Annotated in this window: 20 protein-coding genes; 10 read left to right on the top strand and 10 right to left on the bottom strand. The window is 60.7% G+C overall.

The features are described from left to right. Window positions 1-19 precede the first annotated feature (19 nt). The 7 genes from murA to BMZ23_RS00170 are packed head-to-tail and all read right to left on the bottom strand — an operon-like array spanning window position 20 to window position 4625. Window positions 20-1285 carry a UDP-N-acetylglucosamine 1-carboxyvinyltransferase gene (gene murA / locus BMZ23_RS00200; protein WP_093471169.1) on the bottom strand — a complete coding sequence of 422 codons (1266 nt, stop codon included), beginning with the start codon at window positions 1283-1285 and terminating at the stop codon, window positions 20-22. An 18-nt stretch (window positions 1286-1303) separates the two neighbouring features. Continuing rightward, on the bottom strand, window positions 1304-1543 hold the full coding sequence (locus tag BMZ23_RS00195; protein WP_093471168.1) for a BolA family protein: 240 nt from the start codon (window positions 1541-1543) through the stop codon (window positions 1304-1306). Between the two features lie 22 nt (window positions 1544-1565). Further along, window positions 1566-1886: an STAS domain-containing protein gene (locus BMZ23_RS00190; protein WP_093471167.1), complete on the bottom strand. Its 321-nt coding sequence runs from the start codon at window positions 1884-1886 to the stop codon at window positions 1566-1568. After that, on the bottom strand, window positions 1886-2527 hold the full coding sequence (locus tag BMZ23_RS00185; RefSeq protein WP_425431643.1) for an MlaC/ttg2D family ABC transporter substrate-binding protein: 642 nt from the start codon (window positions 2525-2527) through the stop codon (window positions 1886-1888). The genes BMZ23_RS00190 and BMZ23_RS00185 overlap by 1 nt, the downstream gene beginning before the upstream one ends. Window positions 2528-2543: 16 nt before the next feature. After that, window positions 2544-3008 (bottom strand): outer membrane lipid asymmetry maintenance protein MlaD, encoded by a 465-nt coding sequence (mlaD, locus tag BMZ23_RS00180; protein ID WP_093471165.1) that lies wholly within the window; start codon window positions 3006-3008, stop codon window positions 2544-2546. A 19-nt stretch (window positions 3009-3027) separates the two neighbouring features. Further along, window positions 3028-3810 carry a lipid asymmetry maintenance ABC transporter permease subunit MlaE gene (gene mlaE, locus BMZ23_RS00175; protein ID WP_093471164.1) on the bottom strand — a complete coding sequence of 261 codons (783 nt, stop codon included), beginning with the start codon at window positions 3808-3810 and terminating at the stop codon, window positions 3028-3030. Then, window positions 3807-4625 (bottom strand): ATP-binding cassette domain-containing protein, encoded by an 819-nt coding sequence (locus tag BMZ23_RS00170; protein ID WP_093471163.1) that lies wholly within the window; start codon window positions 4623-4625, stop codon window positions 3807-3809. Before BMZ23_RS00170 ends, mlaE begins: the two co-directional genes overlap by 4 nt. A gap of 276 nt (window positions 4626-4901) precedes the next feature. Here BMZ23_RS00170 and BMZ23_RS00165 point away from each other — a divergent pair, with 276 nt between their 5' ends. The 10 genes from BMZ23_RS00165 (at window position 4902) to BMZ23_RS00120 (ending at window position 11878) form a co-directional block, all read left to right on the top strand. Then, window positions 4902-5876, top strand: coding sequence for a KpsF/GutQ family sugar-phosphate isomerase (locus tag BMZ23_RS00165; RefSeq protein WP_245748073.1), 975 nt, complete (start codon window positions 4902-4904; stop codon window positions 5874-5876). Continuing rightward, the gene (locus BMZ23_RS00160; protein ID WP_093471161.1) at window positions 5876-6409 is read left to right on the top strand and encodes a KdsC family phosphatase; all 534 of its coding nucleotides are present in this window, start codon (window positions 5876-5878) and stop codon (window positions 6407-6409) included. Before BMZ23_RS00165 ends, BMZ23_RS00160 begins: the two co-directional genes overlap by 1 nt. After that, window positions 6406-6972 (top strand): LPS export ABC transporter periplasmic protein LptC, encoded by a 567-nt coding sequence (lptC, locus tag BMZ23_RS00155; RefSeq protein ID WP_093471160.1) that lies wholly within the window; start codon window positions 6406-6408, stop codon window positions 6970-6972. The genes BMZ23_RS00160 and lptC overlap by 4 nt, the downstream gene beginning before the upstream one ends. Then, entirely contained in the window at window positions 6959-7495 is a 537-nt protein-coding gene (lptA, locus tag BMZ23_RS00150) for a lipopolysaccharide transport periplasmic protein LptA (protein WP_093471159.1), read from the top strand. Before lptC ends, lptA begins: the two co-directional genes overlap by 14 nt. After that, window positions 7492-8217: an LPS export ABC transporter ATP-binding protein gene (gene lptB / locus BMZ23_RS00145; RefSeq protein WP_093471158.1), complete on the top strand. Its 726-nt coding sequence runs from the start codon at window positions 7492-7494 to the stop codon at window positions 8215-8217. Before lptA ends, lptB begins: the two co-directional genes overlap by 4 nt. A 121-nt stretch (window positions 8218-8338) precedes the next feature. After that, entirely contained in the window at window positions 8339-9835 is a 1497-nt protein-coding gene (locus tag BMZ23_RS00140) for an RNA polymerase factor sigma-54 (RefSeq protein ID WP_093471157.1), read from the top strand. A 117-nt stretch (window positions 9836-9952) separates the two neighbouring features. Next, window positions 9953-10261, top strand: coding sequence for a ribosome hibernation promoting factor (gene hpf / locus BMZ23_RS00135; protein ID WP_093471156.1), 309 nt, complete (start codon window positions 9953-9955; stop codon window positions 10259-10261). 18 nt (window positions 10262-10279) lie between these two features. After that, window positions 10280-10738: a PTS IIA-like nitrogen regulatory protein PtsN gene (gene ptsN, locus BMZ23_RS00130; RefSeq protein ID WP_093471155.1), complete on the top strand. Its 459-nt coding sequence runs from the start codon at window positions 10280-10282 to the stop codon at window positions 10736-10738. 3 nt (window positions 10739-10741) lie between these two features. Next, window positions 10742-11602 carry an RNase adapter RapZ gene (gene rapZ / locus BMZ23_RS00125; RefSeq protein WP_093471154.1) on the top strand — a complete coding sequence of 287 codons (861 nt, stop codon included), beginning with the start codon at window positions 10742-10744 and terminating at the stop codon, window positions 11600-11602. Between the two features lie 3 nt (window positions 11603-11605). Then, the gene (locus tag BMZ23_RS00120) at window positions 11606-11878 is read left to right on the top strand and encodes an HPr family phosphocarrier protein (RefSeq protein WP_093471153.1); all 273 of its coding nucleotides are present in this window, start codon (window positions 11606-11608) and stop codon (window positions 11876-11878) included. Window positions 11879-11881: 3 nt separating this feature from the next. Here the strand turns inward: BMZ23_RS00120 and BMZ23_RS00115 are convergent, their stop codons facing one another. The 3 genes from BMZ23_RS00115 to BMZ23_RS00105 all read right to left on the bottom strand — a co-directional run bounded on the left by BMZ23_RS00115 (window position 11882) and on the right by BMZ23_RS00105 (window position 17281). Beyond that, window positions 11882-13426 (bottom strand): cryptochrome/photolyase family protein, encoded by a 1545-nt coding sequence (locus BMZ23_RS00115; RefSeq protein ID WP_093471152.1) that lies wholly within the window; start codon window positions 13424-13426, stop codon window positions 11882-11884. A gap of 493 nt (window positions 13427-13919) precedes the next feature. Then, a complete protein-coding gene (locus tag BMZ23_RS00110) occupies window positions 13920-16361 on the bottom strand; it encodes a Lon protease family protein (protein WP_093471151.1) in 2442 nt (813 codons plus the stop codon). A gap of 83 nt (window positions 16362-16444) precedes the next feature. Beyond that, the gene (locus BMZ23_RS00105) at window positions 16445-17281 is read right to left on the bottom strand and encodes a uroporphyrinogen-III synthase (protein ID WP_093471150.1); all 837 of its coding nucleotides are present in this window, start codon (window positions 17279-17281) and stop codon (window positions 16445-16447) included. Window positions 17282-17314 lie beyond the last annotated feature (33 nt).

The following is a 17314-nucleotide window of genomic DNA, read 5'->3' as shown; positions in this document are numbered from 1 at the left end:
CTGGCTCATCGGGGCTCCTTCAGGACGGCACGCGGCGGATGCCGGCGCCCAGTTGCTGGAGTTTCTCTTCGATACACTCGTAACCACGGTCGATATGGTAGATGCGATCGACCAGGGTATCGCCATCGGCGACCAGACCGGCGATGACCAGACTGGCCGAGGCGCGCAGATCGGTGGCCATCACCGGCGCGCCCTTGAGGCGCTCGACGCCGGTGATCACAGAGGTGTTGCCCTCAACCAAAATGCGCGCGCCCATGCGATTCATTTCCTGGCAGTGCATGAAACGGTTCTCGAATACCGTCTCGATCACCGTACCAGTGCCCTCGGCGATGGTGTTCATCGCCACGAACTGTGCCTGCATGTCGGTGGGGAATGCCGGATAGGGCGCGGTACGCAGGTTGATCGCCTTCGGCCGGTTGCCCTTCATATCCAGACTGATCCAGTTGCGCCCTGTTTCAAGATGCGCGCCGGCCTCCTCCAGCTTCAGCAGCACCGCATCCAGAATGCCCGGCTCGGTGTCCTTGAGCAGCACCTTGCCACGGGTGGCAGCAGCCGCCACCAGATAAGTGCCGGTTTCAATACGGTCCGGCATCACGTTGTAGCGTGCCGGTGACAGGTGCTTGACGCCCTCCACCACGATGGTGTCGGTGCCATGCCCCTTGATATTGGCGCCCATGGCGATCAGGCATTCGGCCAGATCCACCACTTCCGGCTCACGTGCGGCGTTCTCGATCACCGTCCGCCCGTTTGCCAGGGTCGCCGCCATCAGGATGTTCTCGGTGCCGGTCACGGTGACCACGTCAAAGAAGATATGTCCGCCACGCAAGCCGCCCTCGGGGGCGCGCGCCTTGATATAGCCGCCTTCCACCTCGATTTCCGCGCCCATTGCCTCCAGACCGCGCAGGTGCAGGTCGACCGGACGCGTACCAATAGCACAGCCGCCCGGCAGGGCTACTTCGGCATAACCGAAATGCGCCACCATCGGACCCAGCACCAAAATCGAGGCGCGCATGGTCTTGACCAGCTCGTAGGGCGCTACCAGGCTGGATATGGTCGTCGGGTCAACCTCGACATTCAGGCGCTCATCCACCACCGGCTGAATGCCCATGCGACCAAACAGCTCGATCATGGTAGTGATGTCGTGCAGGTGCGGCAGATTGCCGACCGTCACCGGACCATCCGCCAGCAGGGTGGCGGCGAGGATCGGCAGGGCCGAGTTCTTGGCACCGGAAATGCGGATTTCGCCGCTTAGCGGCTTGCCTCCGGTGATGATGAGTTTGTCCATTGGGGCTCTCGGGTCGGCTCAGGCCTGACTGTTGTTCCAGGCGTCGCGGGTGAAGAATTTCATATTGACTGCATGCAGGGCGCCACTGGTGATCAGATGACCTACCTGGGCATACACCTGCTGTTGGCGCTTGACCGGCGACAGCGTTGCCAGCTCGTCGCTGATGATGTTCAGGCACAGGTCGCAGCCATCGCCGCCAATCTGCACCTCGACACCGGGCATGCCTTCTTCGATCAGTTGTTTCAGATTCTTGCTCATCGACTCATCACTCCAATTGCATTCAGGGTTGCCGGGCACTACCGGCAAGGCCGCTCAGCCAGTCATCCAGACCACAGACGCCGGCCATGCTGTGCAGACCCTCGGGCAGCGAGGCCACACTCAACTGGCGTCCGAGCGTTGCCAGCTCACGCGCCGCCAGCAGAATCAGTGACAGGCCCACGCTGTTACTGTGCTGGACACCGGACAGATCCAGTTCTACATTGCCGGACCCGCGACGCAGTGCGTCCAGAAGCTGGTCGTGCAAGGCTGCCGCTGTGCTGAAATCCAGCACGCCTTCCAGGCAGATACGACCGTCGGAGGAATCAACCAGACGCGCCTCCATTAGCGCGACTCTCCGTTCTCGACCACTTCACGCGACTTCGCCACCACATTGCCCCAATTGTCGATAACGGCATTCAGGTCGTTGCGATTGGCCTGCATTGCCTGGGCAAACTGGTCACGGAACAACAGGCCGATATTGATACCTTCAACAATCACGTTACGCACCTTCCACTGCTCGTCCAGCTTGACCATGGTGTAGCTGACCGGATGCGCCATACCGCGCCCGGTAATAACCTCCATGTTGACGCTGGTGCGGTCGGGGTGCTGCTGTTCGCGCGGGTTCGGCGGCAACACACGGATATCACCGCCATCGAACTCAAGCAGCGCGCTGCCGTAAAATTGCACCATGCTGCGCTTGAAGGTGTCGATAAAACGCTCGATCTGTTCGGGCGAGGCGCTGCGGCTATAACGCACGGTCATTACGCTGCGCGCGATGCCGTCGTAATCGACAACCGGATCCAACACCTCGCTCAGCCCTTCAAGGAAGGCATTGCTGTCATTGCGATAGGTTTCGCGGTTGGCATCCAGCACCTCCAGCACGCGGCGCGACGTATCTTCCACCACCTGGTGCGGAGTGGCCGCAGCGGCCTGTCCGAACAGGGAGAAGATCAGGGCCAGCAGACTGGCAATGGCAATACGCATGGTCATAGTCTCCGGTTCAATCGTCTTTGCTTACAGTACTGAGCAGGAAGCGGCCGATCAGTTCCTCAAGCACCAGCGCGGACTGTGTGTCAAAGATCTCGTCACCTTCGGCCAGCATCAGATCATCACCACCAACACTGATGCCGATATATTTCTCGCCCAACAGGCCGGCCGTGAGAATTGAGGCGGTGCTGTCCGCCGGCAGGGTATCGACATCACCACGAATGGCCATTTCGACCCGACCGGTGTAGCGGTTGGTGTCAAAGCGGATAGAAGTCACCTGACCAACGGTAACGCCGGCAACAGTCACCCGCGCGCGCGGCGACAGACCCGATACATTATCGAAGTGGGCATAAACCTTGTAGGTATCACCCGGCGTGCTAAGCGTCAGGCCGCTGACCCGCAGGGCCAACACCAGCAGTGCCAGCACGCCAGCAATAATGAACAGACCCACGGTCAGTTCCAGAGTACGGTTGCGCATGTTCAATATCCTTGGCTGATCAGAACATCAGAGCGGTAAGAATGAAGTCGAGGCCGAGCACGGCCAGCGAGGCATAGACCACGGTCCGGGTGGTAGCACGACTGATACCCTCGGAGGTCGGATCACAGTCATAGCCCTGGAAAACCGCAATCCAGGTCACCACAAAAGCGAAGACAACCGCCTTGATCAGGCCGTTAATCACGTCATGGCCGAATTCTACCGAATTCTGCATGTTGACCCAGTAGGAGCCGGAGTACACGCCTAGCCAATCCACCGCCACCATGGCGCCACCCCAGATACCGACTACCGAGAAAATCATTGCCAGCAGCGGCATGGAAATGAATCCGGCCCAGAGCCGCGGTGCGATCACGTACTTGAGCGGGTCCACTCCGATCATTTCCAGACTGGAAAGCTGTTCGGTGGCTTTCATCAGGCCAATTTCAGCGGTCAGTGCCGAGCCGGCCCGCCCGGCAAACAGCAGTGCAGTGACCACCGGCCCCAGTTCGCGCAGCAGGGTCAGCGCGACCATCTGGCCCACGGCCTGCTCCGACCCGTAGTCGATCAGGATGTTGTAGCCCTGCAACGCCAGCACCATGCCGATAAAAAAACCCGACACAATGATAATCGGCAGCGACAGTACGCCAACCGAATACAACTGGCGCACCAGCAACTGAAAACCATGACCGAAGCGCGAGCGCCCGGTGAGCACATTGAACAGAAAAACACCGGCACGCCCCAGCGCCACCAGCACATCAAAACCGCTGCGACCGAGATTGGCCAGCCGATCAAGAAGCTGTTTCATCGGCGTCGTTCTCCTGCCAGCAGATCATCCAGATAATCCGATCCCGGGAAATGGAAAGGTACCGGTCCGTCCGGCTCACCCTGCATAAACTGCCGGATGCGCGGGTTGTCGGAATTCATCAGCTCGTCCGGCGTACCCTGCCCCAGCACCTGTCCGTCACCGACCACATACAGATAATCGGCAATACTGGCGGTCTCGGCCAGGTCATGCGATACCACGATACTGGTCAGCCCCAACGCGTCGTTAAGCAGACGGATCAGCCGCACCAGCACGCCCATGGAAATCGGGTCCTGACCAACGAAGGGCTCGTCGTACATCATCAACTCAGGATCCAGCGCAATCGCGCGCGCCAGCGCCACACGCCGTTTCATGCCACCGGACAACTCATCCGGCATCAACCGGATGGCGCCGCGCAAGCCAACCGCCTGCAACTTCAGCAACACTATGTCGCGAATCATGTCTTCCGGCAGGTTAGTGTGCACGCGCAGCGGGAAGGCGACATTTTCAAACACATCCAGATGGGTAAAAAGTGCCCCGCTCTGGAACAGCAGCCCCATGTGCCGGCGCATTTCAAACAGTGGCTCACGCGCAAGATCAGGAATATTCTGGCCGTTGACCAGAATCTGGCCGCCGTCCGGACGCAACTGCGCGCCAATCAGCCGCAACAGCGTGGTCTTGCCACAACCGGAAGGCCCCATGATGCCGGTAACCTTGCCGCGCGGAATGCGGATATCGACCTGATCGAAAATGGTTCGCTCTCCCCGCCTGAAGGACACCTGGCGCAGATCGACGATGTAGTCCGGATTTTCCGACATAAATGACTCTTGATGGATGCCTGTGGCGGCAACAAAAGGCCTGCCAGGGCTGGTCGGCCGTCGCTCGGCCGGCACCCTGTACATCACGGCACGGCAGCGCAGCCTGATCGAACGCGCTAATATACCAGCATGACGGCCACAGCCCAAGCAGCCGCAGGTGTAACCGCCTGTGACAGCGCATGCAGGGTGAGCGGCGACCGAGTTGGCGTTATACTGCGCCCCTTGGATTTTCCAGCTTGCTTGCGGCATCACATTCTTCCGGGAGCCCCAGTCACAGTGACAGCCAATTTCGATTACCTGGCCTCCGCGCAGCGCAGCATCCGCCTTGAGCGCGATGCCATCCACAGCCTGCTTGAGCGCCTGGACCAGAGCTTTGTGCGCGCCTGCGACACCTTGCTCGATTGCCGCGGCCGCATCGTGGTATCCGGCATGGGCAAGTCCGGCCACATCGGTCGTAAGATCGCCGCCACGCTGGCCAGTACCGGCTCACCGGCATTCTTCGTGCATCCCGGCGAAGCCAGCCATGGCGACATGGGCATGATCACTGCCGGCGATGTGGTGATTGCCCTGTCGAACTCCGGCAACACCGCCGAAGTCGTTACCCTGCTGCCGCTGATCAAGCGCCTTGGCGTGCCACTGATCAGCATCACCGGCAATCCCGATTCGACCCTGGCACTGGCCGCTGTGGCCAACCTGAACACCGGCGTTGAACAGGAAGCCTGCCCGCTGAACCTGGCCCCCACCTCCAGCACCACCACCGCACTGGTAATGGGCGATGCGCTGGCCATTGCCCTGCTCGAGGCGCGCGGCTTCAGCGCCGAGGATTTTGCCTTCTCGCACCCCGGCGGCAGTCTGGGCCGGCGCCTGCTATTGCTGGTTGACGACATCATGCATGCCGGTGAACGCATGCCACTGGTCAGCCCGGACACGCCATTGCGCGACGCGCTGCTGGAAATGACCCGCAAAGGCCTCGGCCTGACCGGCGTAATCGACACCGAGGGCCGCCTGGCCGGCATTTTTACCGACGGCGACCTGCGCCGCACGCTGGACCAGCAGATCGACCTGCACAGCGCGCGGATCCACGACGTCATGACCGCCAACTGCAAGCGTGTACGTCAGGGCATCCTGGCAGCGGAAGCCTTGAAGGTGATGGAAGACGGCAAGATCAGCGGCCTGTTCGTGGTGGATGCCGACGACCGCCCGGTTGGCGCCCTAAACATGCATGACCTGCTGCGTGCGGGGGTGGTTTGATGGCCCTAAGTCACGCCCAGCTGCTGGAACGCGCCCGCCGTATCCGTCTGGCCATCTTTGACGTGGATGGCGTGCTCACTGATGGCCGTCTGTATTTCATGCCGGACGGCACCGAGTTCAAATCGTTCAATACCCTGGATGGTCACGGCATCAAGCTGCTGATTGCCTCCGGTGTGGAGGTGGCAATCATCAGCGGTCGCCAGTCGCCACTGGTGGAGCGTCGCGCAGCCAACCTTGGCATACGCCACCTGATCCAGGGGCGTGAGGACAAACTCAATGCGCTGGCCGAACTGCGCCAGCGCATCGAGGTAGAGATGGAGGAAATCGCCTTCCTCGGCGACGACCTGCCGGACCTGCCGGTGATGCGCCGGGTTGGCCTGGGCATGGCGGTAGCCAGCGCCGACAGCTTTGTCCGCGAACAGGCCCATGGCGTTACCCGCGCCCATGGCGGGCAAGGTGCAGCACGCGAGTTCTGCGAATTCATCCTGCAGGCACAGGGCAATCTTGACGCCGCCCGCGCGGAGTACCTGTGAAACTGCCGCGTCAGCTGGTTCCGGTCCTGCTGCTCGGCGTTGCCGCGCTGGCTGCGCTGGCGGTCGGCTACTGGAATATCCGCCCTGCTTCCTTTATGGCACCGCCTCTGGTGGATGACCCCGGCCAGCCCGATTTCTTCATGCAGAATGCCCATATCATCACGCTGGACGAGCAGGGCCAGGTCAAGCATGAACTGACCACCCCGCATACCCGGCATTATCAGGCACAGGACAGCACCCACCTTGAGCAACCGCTGCTGGTATTTGCCCAAAACCGTGAAACGCCCCCATGGACACTAGAGGCCCGGCGCGGTCTGGTGACTGAGGAAGGTGACCGCATCGATCTGTTTGAAGAGGTACAGCTGGAGCAGCCGGCCACCGCACGACGCTTGCAGACCAGCCTGCTGACCATATTCCCGGCACGTGACTATGCCGAAACCGATCAGAGTGTCAGACTTGAAGCGCCCCGGCAGTTGACCACCGCCGACGGCATGCAGCTCCATTATCAGGAAGGACGGCTGGAACTGCTGTCCAACGTACGAGGTGAACATGAACCGCGTTAAGCTCTCCGCCCTGTTTCTTGGCGCCCTGCTGCTGGCGTCTCCGCTGGCCCAGGCCCTGCCCGAGGACAGCCAGCAGCCGATCCGCGTCCAGGCCGACAGTGCCACGCTGGACGAGCGGCGCAATACTGCCATTTATACCGGCAACGTGATCATCACCCAGGGCAGCATGACGCTCACCGGCAACAAGGTCACCCTGTTCACCAACGCCGACGGCGAGCTGGAACGCCTTATCTCCCAGGGTCAGCCTGCCACCTACCGGCAAACACCGCGCGCCGGCGAAGCGCCGGTGAATGCCCGCGCCCTGAACATTGAATACCGGGCTGCCGAGGAACGCATCATCCTTACCGAAAAGGCCCACCTTGAGCAGCAGGGCAACACCTTTGACGGTGAATACATCCGTTACGACATACCGCAGCAACTGGTCAGCGCCGGCCGCGGCGCCGGCGAAGGCGCCTCGCCAACCCAGCGTATCGAAATGACCATTCAGCCGCGCCGTCGCACCGACACTCAGGAGCAGCCATGAGCACCCTGGCTGCCCGCCATCTGGCCAAGGCCTACAAGTCACGCAAGGTGGTACGCGATGTCTCGCTGTCTATCGACAGCGGCCAGGTGGTCGGCCTGCTCGGACCCAACGGCGCCGGCAAGACCACCTGTTTCTACATGATTGTCGGCCTGGTCAAGGCTGACGCAGGCAACGTTGTGGTTGATCAACAGGATGTGACCCATCTGCCCATGCACGGACGGGCGCGCGCCGGTATCGGCTATTTGCCGCAGGAAGCCTCGATCTTCCGCAAGCTGACCGTGGCGGAAAACATCATGGCCATCCTGCAAACGCGCAAGGACCTGAACCGCCAGGGCCGCGAAGGCAAGCTGGATTCATTGCTGCGCGAGTTCCATATTCACCATCTGGCCGATAGCCTCGGCATGAGCCTGTCCGGTGGCGAACGCCGGCGTGCAGAAATCGCCCGGGCGCTGGCTACGGAACCCGGCTTCATACTGCTCGACGAACCCTTTGCCGGCGTCGACCCCATTTCGGTCAACGACATCAAACAGATCATCACCCACCTCAAGGACAAGGGCATCGGTGTCCTGATCACCGACCACAATGTGCGTGAAACCCTCGACATCTGCGACAAGGCCTATATTGTCAATGACGGGCACATTATTGCCGAAGGTGATGCGCAAACCGTACTGGCCAACCAGCAGGTTCGCGACGTATACCTGGGTCACGGTTTCCGTCTGTGAAAGCGCCCGCATTTAAGGCATGCTTGACGCATAGCGGGGCTCTATCCGATCGGATACATTGAATCCGTTGCCCGAACTGCCGGATCACCGGCCTGACTGACACAAGGTAAAGCGTCACCCGATGAAGCAATCGCTTGTCCTCAAGATGGGCCAGCAGCTGACCATGACCCCGCAGCTGCAGCAGGCCATCCGGCTGCTACAGCTGTCGACACTGGATCTGCAACAGGAGATCCAGCAGGCACTGGAAAGCAATCCCATGCTGGAACTGGCAGAGGATGCCGACGACGATTTCGGCGGCAGCGACAATACCAGCGAAGGCGCAGACGAGAGCAACGCGCTGAACCTGCCCGAACCTGTCACCCTGGAATCATTGCAGCCCGAACTGGAAATCGAGGATGGCCGCTGGAACGAGCAGATACCCAACGAGCTGCCGGTAGACACCCAGTGGGAAGACGTTTACCAGACGTCTGCCAGCTCGCTGCCCAGCCAGAACGATGAGGACTGGGACTACACCGCCCGCACCAGCAGTGCCGAGAGCCTGCAGGATCACCTGCACTGGCAGCTGAACCTGTCGCCGATGTCGGATGTCGACCGGATGATTGCCACGGCACTGATCGACGCCATCGGGCCGGATGGTTATCTGGACGAGACGCTGGAACAGATTCTCGAATCCCTCGACCCGGAACTGGAGATCGAGGCCGATGAAGTGGAAATGGTCCTGCATCGCATCCAGCAGTTCGAGCCCGCCGGCATAGGGGCGCGCAACCTCAGCGAATGCCTGTTGCTACAATTACGCCAACTACCTGCAAAGACTCCATTGCTGGAGCAGACCAGCGCTCTGGTCAGCGAGCACCTGGAGCTGCTGGGCAGCCGCGACTTCAACCAGCTAATGCGCAAGACCCGCCTCAACGAAGATCAGCTACGCCAATGCATCACCCTGATCCAGCAACTGAATCCACGTCCCGGCAGTGATATTGGCGGCGAGCCGCCGGAATACATCATCCCCGATATACTGGTACGTCGGGAGAAAGACTGCTGGCTGGTTGAGCTAAACCCTGAAGCCATGCCCAGGGTCAAGGTCAACAACCAGTATGCCGCCATGGTTCGTCGTGCCGACGCCAGCGACGACAATACCTATCTGCGTAACAACCTGCAGGAAGCCCGCTGGTTCATCAAAAGCCTGCAAAGCCGCAACGAAACCTTGATGAAAGTGGCCACCCAGATCGTCGAGCACCAGCGCGAGTTTCTCGAATACGGCGAAGAAGCGATGAAGCCTCTGGTGCTGCATGACGTTGCCGAAGCTGTCGGCATGCACGAGTCAACCATCTCGCGGGTGACTACGCAGAAATACATGCATACCCCGCGCGGCATCTTCGAGCTCAAGTATTTTTTCTCAAGCCATGTTGGCACCACCGAGGGTGGAGAATTTTCATCCACCGCCATCCGCGCACTGATCAAGAAACTGGTAGCAACGGAAAACCCGCGCAAGCCATTGAGTGACAGCAAGATCGCTGGTTTACTGGAAGAACAGGGCATACAGGTGGCACGTCGCACCATTGCCAAATATCGCGAATCACTGAACATCGCACCGTCGAGCGAGCGCAAACGACTGGTATAGAACGAACAACCCGGGCAAAACACCGATCGCATAACCCAGATCAAGGTTTTGCCCTTCTGCAAGTGGCAGCATGGGACTCAAAGGTCCCGAACCGGAAAGCCGAACAGGAGAGTGCATATGCAACTGAACATCAGCGGACACCAGCTGGAAATCACCGACGCACTGCGCGATTACGTCACCGAGAAAATGGGGCGACTGGAGCGCCATTTCGACAAGATCACCAATGTTCAGGTTACCCTTGAAGTCGAAAAACTACGGCAAAAGGCTGAAGCCACCCTGCACATCGCTGGCGGCGAAGTAGTGGCAAATGCCGAGCACGCCGACATGTACGCCGCCATTGACCTGCTGACCGACAAGCTCGATCGCCAACTGATCAAGCACAAGGAAAAGCAGATTGATCGCCTGCAGGGCGCCAACGACCGCTGAGGCAGCCTGACTGCAGCCATGCAAATCAATCATATCCTGACCCCCGAGCGCACCTTCACCGGCGTGCAAGGGGGCTCCAAAAAACGCGTACTGGAACTGATCAGCAAGCTGATCGCCCAGCACAGCAACCTGGATGCCGATGCCATCTACGAAAGCCTGCTGGCCCGGGAACGGCTCGGTTCAACCGGCTTCGGACATGGCATTGCCATTCCCCACTGCCGTCTGGAAGGCTGCAACCATGCGATTGGTGCACTCCTGCAGCTGGACAGCAAGATCGACTACGACGCCCTTGATGGAGAGCCGGTCGACCTGATTTTCGTACTGGTGGTACCGCAACAGGCAACTGAACAGCACCTGCAGTTGCTCAAGCTGCTGGCCGAAAAACTTGATCAGGAAGATCTGCGTCAGGCAATGCGCAAGGCCGCGGATGCCCGCAGCCTGTTCAACCTGATCACCGCCACTCCCCAGGGCAGCTGAACAATGCGTCTGGTAGTGGTCAGCGGTCGTTCCGGATCAGGCAAAAGTACCGCGCTGCACCTGCTGGAAGACAACGGCTACTACTGCATTGACAACCTGCCTGCCGGACTGCTGCCAGAGCTGGCACGCCAGGCCAGCCAGAGTGCCTTGCACAGCCTGCCCAAGGTTGCCATCAGCATTGACGCACGCAACCTGCCAAGCGATCTGGAACGTTTTCCGGAACTATTGCGCGAGGTCCGTAGCGCCGGCGTGCAGTGCGACGTGCTGTTTCTGGCAGCCACCGACGAAGTGCTGATCAAGCGCTTCTCGGAAACCCGACGACGGCACCCCCTGACCGACGGCAACCTGTCTCTGGCCGAAGCAATAGCTGCCGAACTGGAGCTGCTGGCTCCCATCATCGATCTGGCCAGCCTGAAGATAGACACCAGCCACCTGACACTCTACCAGCTACGCGATTTGCTCAAGCAACGCCTGCTGTCGCACGACGGACGTGGTCCTGCGGTAATGATCCAGTCCTTCGGCTTCAAACGCGGTGTACCTGTGGATGCCGATCTGGTATTCGATGTGCGCTGCCTGCCCAACCCCTACTGGAAGCCCGACCTGCGCGCCTTCAGTGGACTGGAACAACCGGTTCAGCAATACCTGCAAGCCCAGCCGGACGTACAGGAAATGTACGACGACATACTGGCCTTCCTGCGCCGCTGGGTGCCGCGTTATGCCGCCGGCGAGCGCAGTTACCTGAGCATTGCCATCGGCTGCACCGGCGGGCATCATCGCTCGGTATACCTCAGCGAACGCCTTGGCGAGGCCTTGCGCCAGCAACTGCCCGGCCTGCTGATCCGCCATCGCGACCTGCCGAACTGACACATGCCGACACGCCAGATCACCCTCACCAACAAACTCGGCCTGCATGCACGCGCTGCAGCCAAGTTTGTCGGTATTGCCAATCGCCATGGCTGCACCGTTCACATCGGACGCAGTACCGAAGCACTGGTCGACGGCAAGAACATCATGCAAGTGATGATGCTGGCGGCCAGTTGCGGCACCGAGGTCTGTGTCAGCTGTGAAGGCGAGCAGGCCGAGCAGGCCATGCATGAGTTGATCGGTCTGATCGAAGACCGCTTCGGCGAAGGCGAATAGTAACTACAGCATTTCCCCGGCATCCAGGCGTGCCAGTAACTCCTCGCCCCAGTCCCACAAGGCATTACGCCGACTGTCGTCCATGCGCTGCAGGTTACGGTAGGTCAGCGCCATGCGCGGATTGCCCTGCAAGGCTTCGCGGTGGCGCATCAGGAAGTGCCAGTACAGTGCATTGAACGGGCAGGCACGCGGGCCGGTCTGCTCGCTGACCTTGTAACTGCAGCCGCTGCAGTAGTCCGACATGCGCTTGATGTACTGGCCGCTGGCGCAATAGGGCTTGGAGCCCAAATAACCGCCATCGGCATGCATAACCATGCCCAGGGTGTTAGGCAGCTCGACCCAGTCGAAGGCATCCATATACACCGCCAGATACCAGTCGCAGATCTGTTTTGGCTCGATCCCCGCCAACAGGGCAAAGTTGCCGGTCACCATCAGCCGCTGGATATGGTGGGCGTAGGCATGCTCCAGGGTCTGGCCGATGGCCTGCTGCATGCAGCGCATGCGGGTTTTCCCGGTCCAGTAGAAGGCCGGCAATGCCCGCCGGTTGCCCAGCGCGTTGCGTTCGGCATACTCAGGCATCAGCAACCAGTAAATGCCGCGTACATACTCGCGCCAGCCAAGAATCTGCCGGATAAAACCCTCGGCAGCATTCAGCGGCACCGCGCCCGACTGCCAGGCAGCCTGCACATCCAGGCACAGGCGCTGCGGATCCAGCAGCCCAATATTCAGCGCCGCAGCAATACGCGCATGGAACAACCAGGGCTCGCCGACCGCCATGGCATCCTGATAGTCACCAAAGCGCGGCAAGCCCTGCTCAAGGAAAGACTGCCAGAGCTGTTCGGCCTGTGTCCGGGTTACCGGGTAGTCAAAGCCCTGCAGGCTGCCGTAATGATCACTGAAACGCTGCGCCACCAGATCGCGGACTTCAAGACTGATGACATCCATGGCAAAGTGTGGCTGCTGCGGCAGTGGCGTGCCGCCCGGCAGCGGTTTGCGATTGTCCGCATCGAAGTTCCATGCACCGCCTTCGGACTGGCCGTCGGCGCCCATCAGCAGGCCGCTGTGACGTCGCATCTCGCGGTAGAAAAACTCCATGCGCAGCTGCTTGCGACCAGCCGCCCAGCGGCGAAAGCGCTCGGCGCTGCAGAAAAAACGCTGATCTTCCAGCAGTTGAAACTCCGGCCAGTCCGCCTGGCGCTGGCGGAATCGCTCGAGCAGGCGCCATTCCCCAGGCTCGGTGAGACGAATCGCCTGCGGCTGCCAGCGCTGGCGGGCACGCGCCAGTTCGCCATCGAGGCTACCGCTGTTGTCTGCCTCATCCAGTCGGCGGTAATCCACAACAAAGCCCTGCTGGCGCAGCTCCTCGGCAAAGTGACGCATCGCCGAGAGGATGAACAGGATCTTCTGCGGGTGGTGTGGTACATAGCGCCCCTCCTCCTCGGCCTCGACCATCAGGATACGGTCGCGTGCCGGATCGGCACCCTGCAGGCTGCTGATCTGCAGGTCCAGCTGGTCGCCGAGGATCAGTATCAGCTGATGTACGCTCACAGGGGCAGCCCCTGAAGACGCTCGGCGTGGGCATGCTCGATAAGCTGTTCGAGTGTCATGGCAGCTCCCTGAGTATCTGGAGAAAATAACTATACAGGAATGCTACGATAACTTGATAAAACAATCATCAATGTATAGCTATTTCAGATCCAGACAGTCAATCAACAGCTTCTGTGGATAACTATGTGGGAAGTCTCTGTATGACTGCTTACAGGCCAGATGGCATGGCCCCGTCAGCAATCTGGTGAAATTATCACCAGCCGCAAGGCTCGCCCTGCAGACGGCGTAATGCCTGCCCTGCAACTTGATCAAGGTCAAGCAGAATATTTATCTGATGCGGGATTGACAGCCTCGAAGACCGCAGTCGTGCCGGACAACTGCCCACAAAAGCTGTGGACAACTCTGTGCAAGAAACGGGGAAAGCCAGCACCGCTGCAGTATTTTCAGGCACTGCGGGGCGCTGGTGAAAAGCCGAGCAGAATTGACCCGACGGTCAGGCCTTTGCATCATCCTCAGCGGATTCGCCAGCGGGCTCCTCGCTGCCCTGCTCCTGCTCGCGGCGTTGCTCGGCCATCAGTCGCAGGCGTTCGACCACCCGCGCATTCAGGCTGCCTTCGGGAAACTGGCCGTCCTCGTCCTCGACCCCGGCGGTCTGACCGGACAACAGCTCCAGAGCCTGATCCACCCGGCTTACCGCGTAGACCGCGAACTGGCCGGCGCGCACCGCCTCCAGCACCGGCTGATCGAGCATCAGGTTAGGCACGTTGGCGGCAGGAATGATCACCGCCTGCTGACCGGTCAGGCCGCGTGCCTGACACAGACGGAAGAAGCCCTCGATCTTCTCGTTGACGCCACCAACTGCCTGCACTTCGCCAAACTGGTTGATCGAGCCGGTAATCGCAAAACATTGCTTGAGCGGGGTCCAGGCCAGCGCGGAAATCAACGCACAGACCTCGCCGAGCGAGGCGCTGTCGCCATCCACATAACCATAGGACTGCTCCAGCGCAATACTGGCGGAGATTTCCAGCGGGTAATGCTGGGCGTAACGACTGCCCATATAGCCGGTGAGGATCATCACCCCCTTGGAGTGGATCGACTGGCCAAGACTGACCTCGCGCTCGATATCGACAATACCGCTGCTGCCGGGATACACAGTGGCGCTGATACGCGCCGGCACGCCGAACACGGAATCGCCCACCTCCAGCACGGTCAAGCCATTGCACTTGCCGTATTCGGCACCATCGGTATCGATCAGGATCACCCCGGACAGCATGTCCTCAAGGATACGTGCGCTGACCCGGCCAGTGCGCCGCTCCTTGGCCTGCAGGGCACGCTCGATATGCAATACATCGGTATGCGCATCGCCGGCCAGCTCGCGCACAAAATCCGCCTCGGCGACCAGCTGGAAGATATCGCTGATGCGCGCCGACAGGCGCTGCTGATGCTCGGCCAGTCGCGCACTGTAGGTCAGCACCCGCGCCACCGCCGCCGCAGTAAGCGGCGCCATGCCTTCCTCCATGGTGCGGGTACGCAGTAGCTGGGCCATACCTTCGATGCTGTCGGGATTGCGTGGCAGGTCTTCGTCGAAGTCGACCAGCACGCGAAACATTTCCTGAAAGTCCGGATCCAGCTCCTGCAGGCTGTAATAAAGATGCCGGGAGCCGATGATCACCACCTTCACCGACAGCGGAATCACCTGCGGATTCAGGGTCACCGTGGTCAACCGGCCGAGTTCCGCCCAGGGCGACTCAACCTTCAGCTGGCGGGCATGTAGGGCGCGCTTCAGCGCTTCCCAGACAAAGGGTTCGGTCAGCAGCTTTTCCGCTTCCAGCACCAGATAACCACCATTCGCCCGGTGCAGCGCACCGGCGCGGATATGCCGGTAGCTGGTGACCAGCGCGCCCTGCTCCGAGCTGTACTCGATACGACCAAACAGATTGTCGTAGGACGGGTGCGGCTCATGCACTACCGGGGCACCAGCGCCATCCGGATGGCCGACCACCGGGCTCGGGCAATACTGCTCGGTGAGCAGCATCTTTTTGTAGGCATCCGGCTTGGGTTCCATGCCGCGCTCATCGACCAGCATGTCGATCACGGTTTTCTGCAGGTTCTGCCCCAGCGCCTGCAGGTAGCCACAAACCTCGGGGTTCTCACAGTAACGCTCATGCAGTGGTTGCAGCAGCGGGCGAATCGCTTCCTCGATGGTCTGCTCGTTCAGTTCACGCAGCTGATTGCTCGACTCGCGCTTCCATTGCGGCAGGCTCGACAGCTTGTCGTTGAGCACCTCTTCCAGATCCGCCACATCGGCGTGGTATTGCTCGCGCTCGGGCTCAGGCAGCTGGGCAAATTCCGCCTCATCCAGCGCCTTGCCCTCGCGCATCGGGGTGAAGGCTATATTCTGCGCATCGCGGTACAGGGCAATGTTGCGCTCCAGTGCGAGGCGCTCGACAAAGTCGATGGCCTTGTCGTAGCGCTGGTTGAAGGCGCGGTCGATGGCGCTTTTCTTCTGCTGGTAGCTGGGATGCTCAAATACCGCCGGGAAGGTCGCCAGCAGGTTGTCGTTGAGCTGCTCGATGGTGGCGATCAGTTCTGCGCCGGTACCGGCGGGCAACGCCAGCGCTAACGGCTCACGCGGCTCGTCGAAATTGTTGACGTAGACATAATCCAGCGGTGCCGGCTGGCGCTTGGCCTCGGCGCGCAGGTAACGCATGACGTAGGAGAAACGTCCGGTGCCTGGCTCGCCCATAACAAACAAATTGTAGCCATTGCGCTGCATGGCCACGCCAAACTGCATGGCCTCAACCGCCCGCTCCTGGCCAAGGATACCGCGAAACGGCTCCAGATCCTCGGTGGTGGTAAACCCCATACTGTCGAGGTCGATGGGAACGGTTAGTTGCTCGGGGGGCAGGCGGCGGGCGCCGGCTTCTTTGCTCATTGGCTACTCGTTATGCATGGAAACAGCCCAGCATTGTTGCCGTTGTGGCCCTCGGCGGCAAGCGCCGGGGCGGCTTTGCCATATCAGGCCGGCAATTCACGCCCCAGCTCGCGTACCAACTCCCGCACCAGCGGCTTCATGAAATAGCTGCCCTGTGGCATCAGATCAACCTGGATGCCGCGCTGCTGCAATTCATCCGCCACCACCGGGCCAACCGCCGCCACACACAACCCCTGCAGGGCCTGCAACAGCTCAGCCTCACACTGCAGGCGCCGCGCTATCTGCAACAACCGGCGCACCTGGGTGGCACTGGTAAAGGCAATAGCATCCAGTTGCCCGGCCAGCAAGGCCTGTACCAGCGCTTCGACCCGGGTATCCTCGGCATCATCGGCATACACATAGGGTGCCACCGTGCTGACCTCGGCAGCCACGCCCTGCAGATAACCCACCAGCGGCAGATTGGGCTCACTGCCATACAGCTGCACGGCCACCCGGCGACCCTGCAGTGGCAACCCCTTCAGGGTGGCAATCACCCCTTCACTGGTTGGCTGCTCGGCCAGCAGGTCAGGCTTCAGGCCGGCTTGCCGCAGGGCTGCACCCGGCTTGGGGCCACGGGTAATCCGCCGGGGTATGGCCAGCGCCTCGATAAAGCGCTCGCGCAGGCCGGAGCGCTCGGCAGCGGTCAATAAGCGACGCAAGCCTTCACCGGTCAGCAGCACCAGATCATCCGGCGGATTGTCACAAAATGCCTGTAACCAGGCCTGTACCGCTGGTTGGTCGGGGCTGTCGTGTATGGATACCAACGGGCAGCGCAACACCTCCGCGCCACGCCGCTGCAGCATCTCGGCAAACAGATCCAGCTCGCGGCTTTCAGGCACGGCAATGCGCACGCCACCCAATACGCTGTTTTCTTCGATCATGGCTAACTCCCTGACAGATGAGTCAGCATTGTA

Origin of the sequence: Halopseudomonas yangmingensis, from assembly GCF_900114825.1 — a bacterium.
Taxonomy (GTDB): domain Bacteria; phylum Pseudomonadota; class Gammaproteobacteria; order Pseudomonadales; family Pseudomonadaceae; genus Halopseudomonas; species Halopseudomonas yangmingensis.
This window is presented reverse-complemented; position numbering and strand designations above follow the sequence as displayed.

Bases quoted from the DNA above. Each gene is read 5' to 3' on its own strand.
- murA (WP_093471169.1), bottom strand. From the start codon at position 1,285: ATGGACAAACTCATCATCACCGGAGGCAAGCCGCTAAGCGGCGAAATC.
- BMZ23_RS00195 (WP_093471168.1), bottom strand. From the start codon at position 1,543: ATGAGCAAGAATCTGAAACAACTGATCGAAGAAGGCATGCCCGGTGTC.
- BMZ23_RS00190 (WP_093471167.1), bottom strand. From the start codon at position 1,886: ATGGAGGCGCGTCTGGTTGATTCCTCCGACGGTCGTATCTGCCTGGAA.
- BMZ23_RS00185 (WP_425431643.1), bottom strand. From the start codon at position 2,527: ATGCGTATTGCCATTGCCAGTCTGCTGGCCCTGATCTTCTCCCTGTTC.
- mlaD (WP_093471165.1), bottom strand. From the start codon at position 3,008: ATGCGCAACCGTACTCTGGAACTGACCGTGGGTCTGTTCATTATTGCT.
- mlaE (WP_093471164.1), bottom strand. From the start codon at position 3,810: ATGAAACAGCTTCTTGATCGGCTGGCCAATCTCGGTCGCAGCGGTTTT.
- BMZ23_RS00170 (WP_093471163.1), bottom strand. From the start codon at position 4,625: ATGTCGGAAAATCCGGACTACATCGTCGATCTGCGCCAGGTGTCCTTC.
- BMZ23_RS00160 (WP_093471161.1), top strand. From the start codon at position 5,876: ATGGCCCTAAGTCACGCCCAGCTGCTGGAACGCGCCCGCCGTATCCGT.
- lptA (WP_093471159.1), top strand. From the start codon at position 6,959: ATGAACCGCGTTAAGCTCTCCGCCCTGTTTCTTGGCGCCCTGCTGCTG.
- lptB (WP_093471158.1), top strand. From the start codon at position 7,492: ATGAGCACCCTGGCTGCCCGCCATCTGGCCAAGGCCTACAAGTCACGC.
- BMZ23_RS00140 (WP_093471157.1), top strand. From the start codon at position 8,339: ATGAAGCAATCGCTTGTCCTCAAGATGGGCCAGCAGCTGACCATGACC.
- hpf (WP_093471156.1), top strand. From the start codon at position 9,953: ATGCAACTGAACATCAGCGGACACCAGCTGGAAATCACCGACGCACTG.
- ptsN (WP_093471155.1), top strand. From the start codon at position 10,280: ATGCAAATCAATCATATCCTGACCCCCGAGCGCACCTTCACCGGCGTG.
- rapZ (WP_093471154.1), top strand. From the start codon at position 10,742: ATGCGTCTGGTAGTGGTCAGCGGTCGTTCCGGATCAGGCAAAAGTACC.
- BMZ23_RS00120 (WP_093471153.1), top strand. From the start codon at position 11,606: ATGCCGACACGCCAGATCACCCTCACCAACAAACTCGGCCTGCATGCA.
- BMZ23_RS00110 (WP_093471151.1), bottom strand. From the start codon at position 16,361: ATGAGCAAAGAAGCCGGCGCCCGCCGCCTGCCCCCCGAGCAACTAACC.
- BMZ23_RS00105 (WP_093471150.1), bottom strand. From the start codon at position 17,281: ATGATCGAAGAAAACAGCGTATTGGGTGGCGTGCGCATTGCCGTGCCT.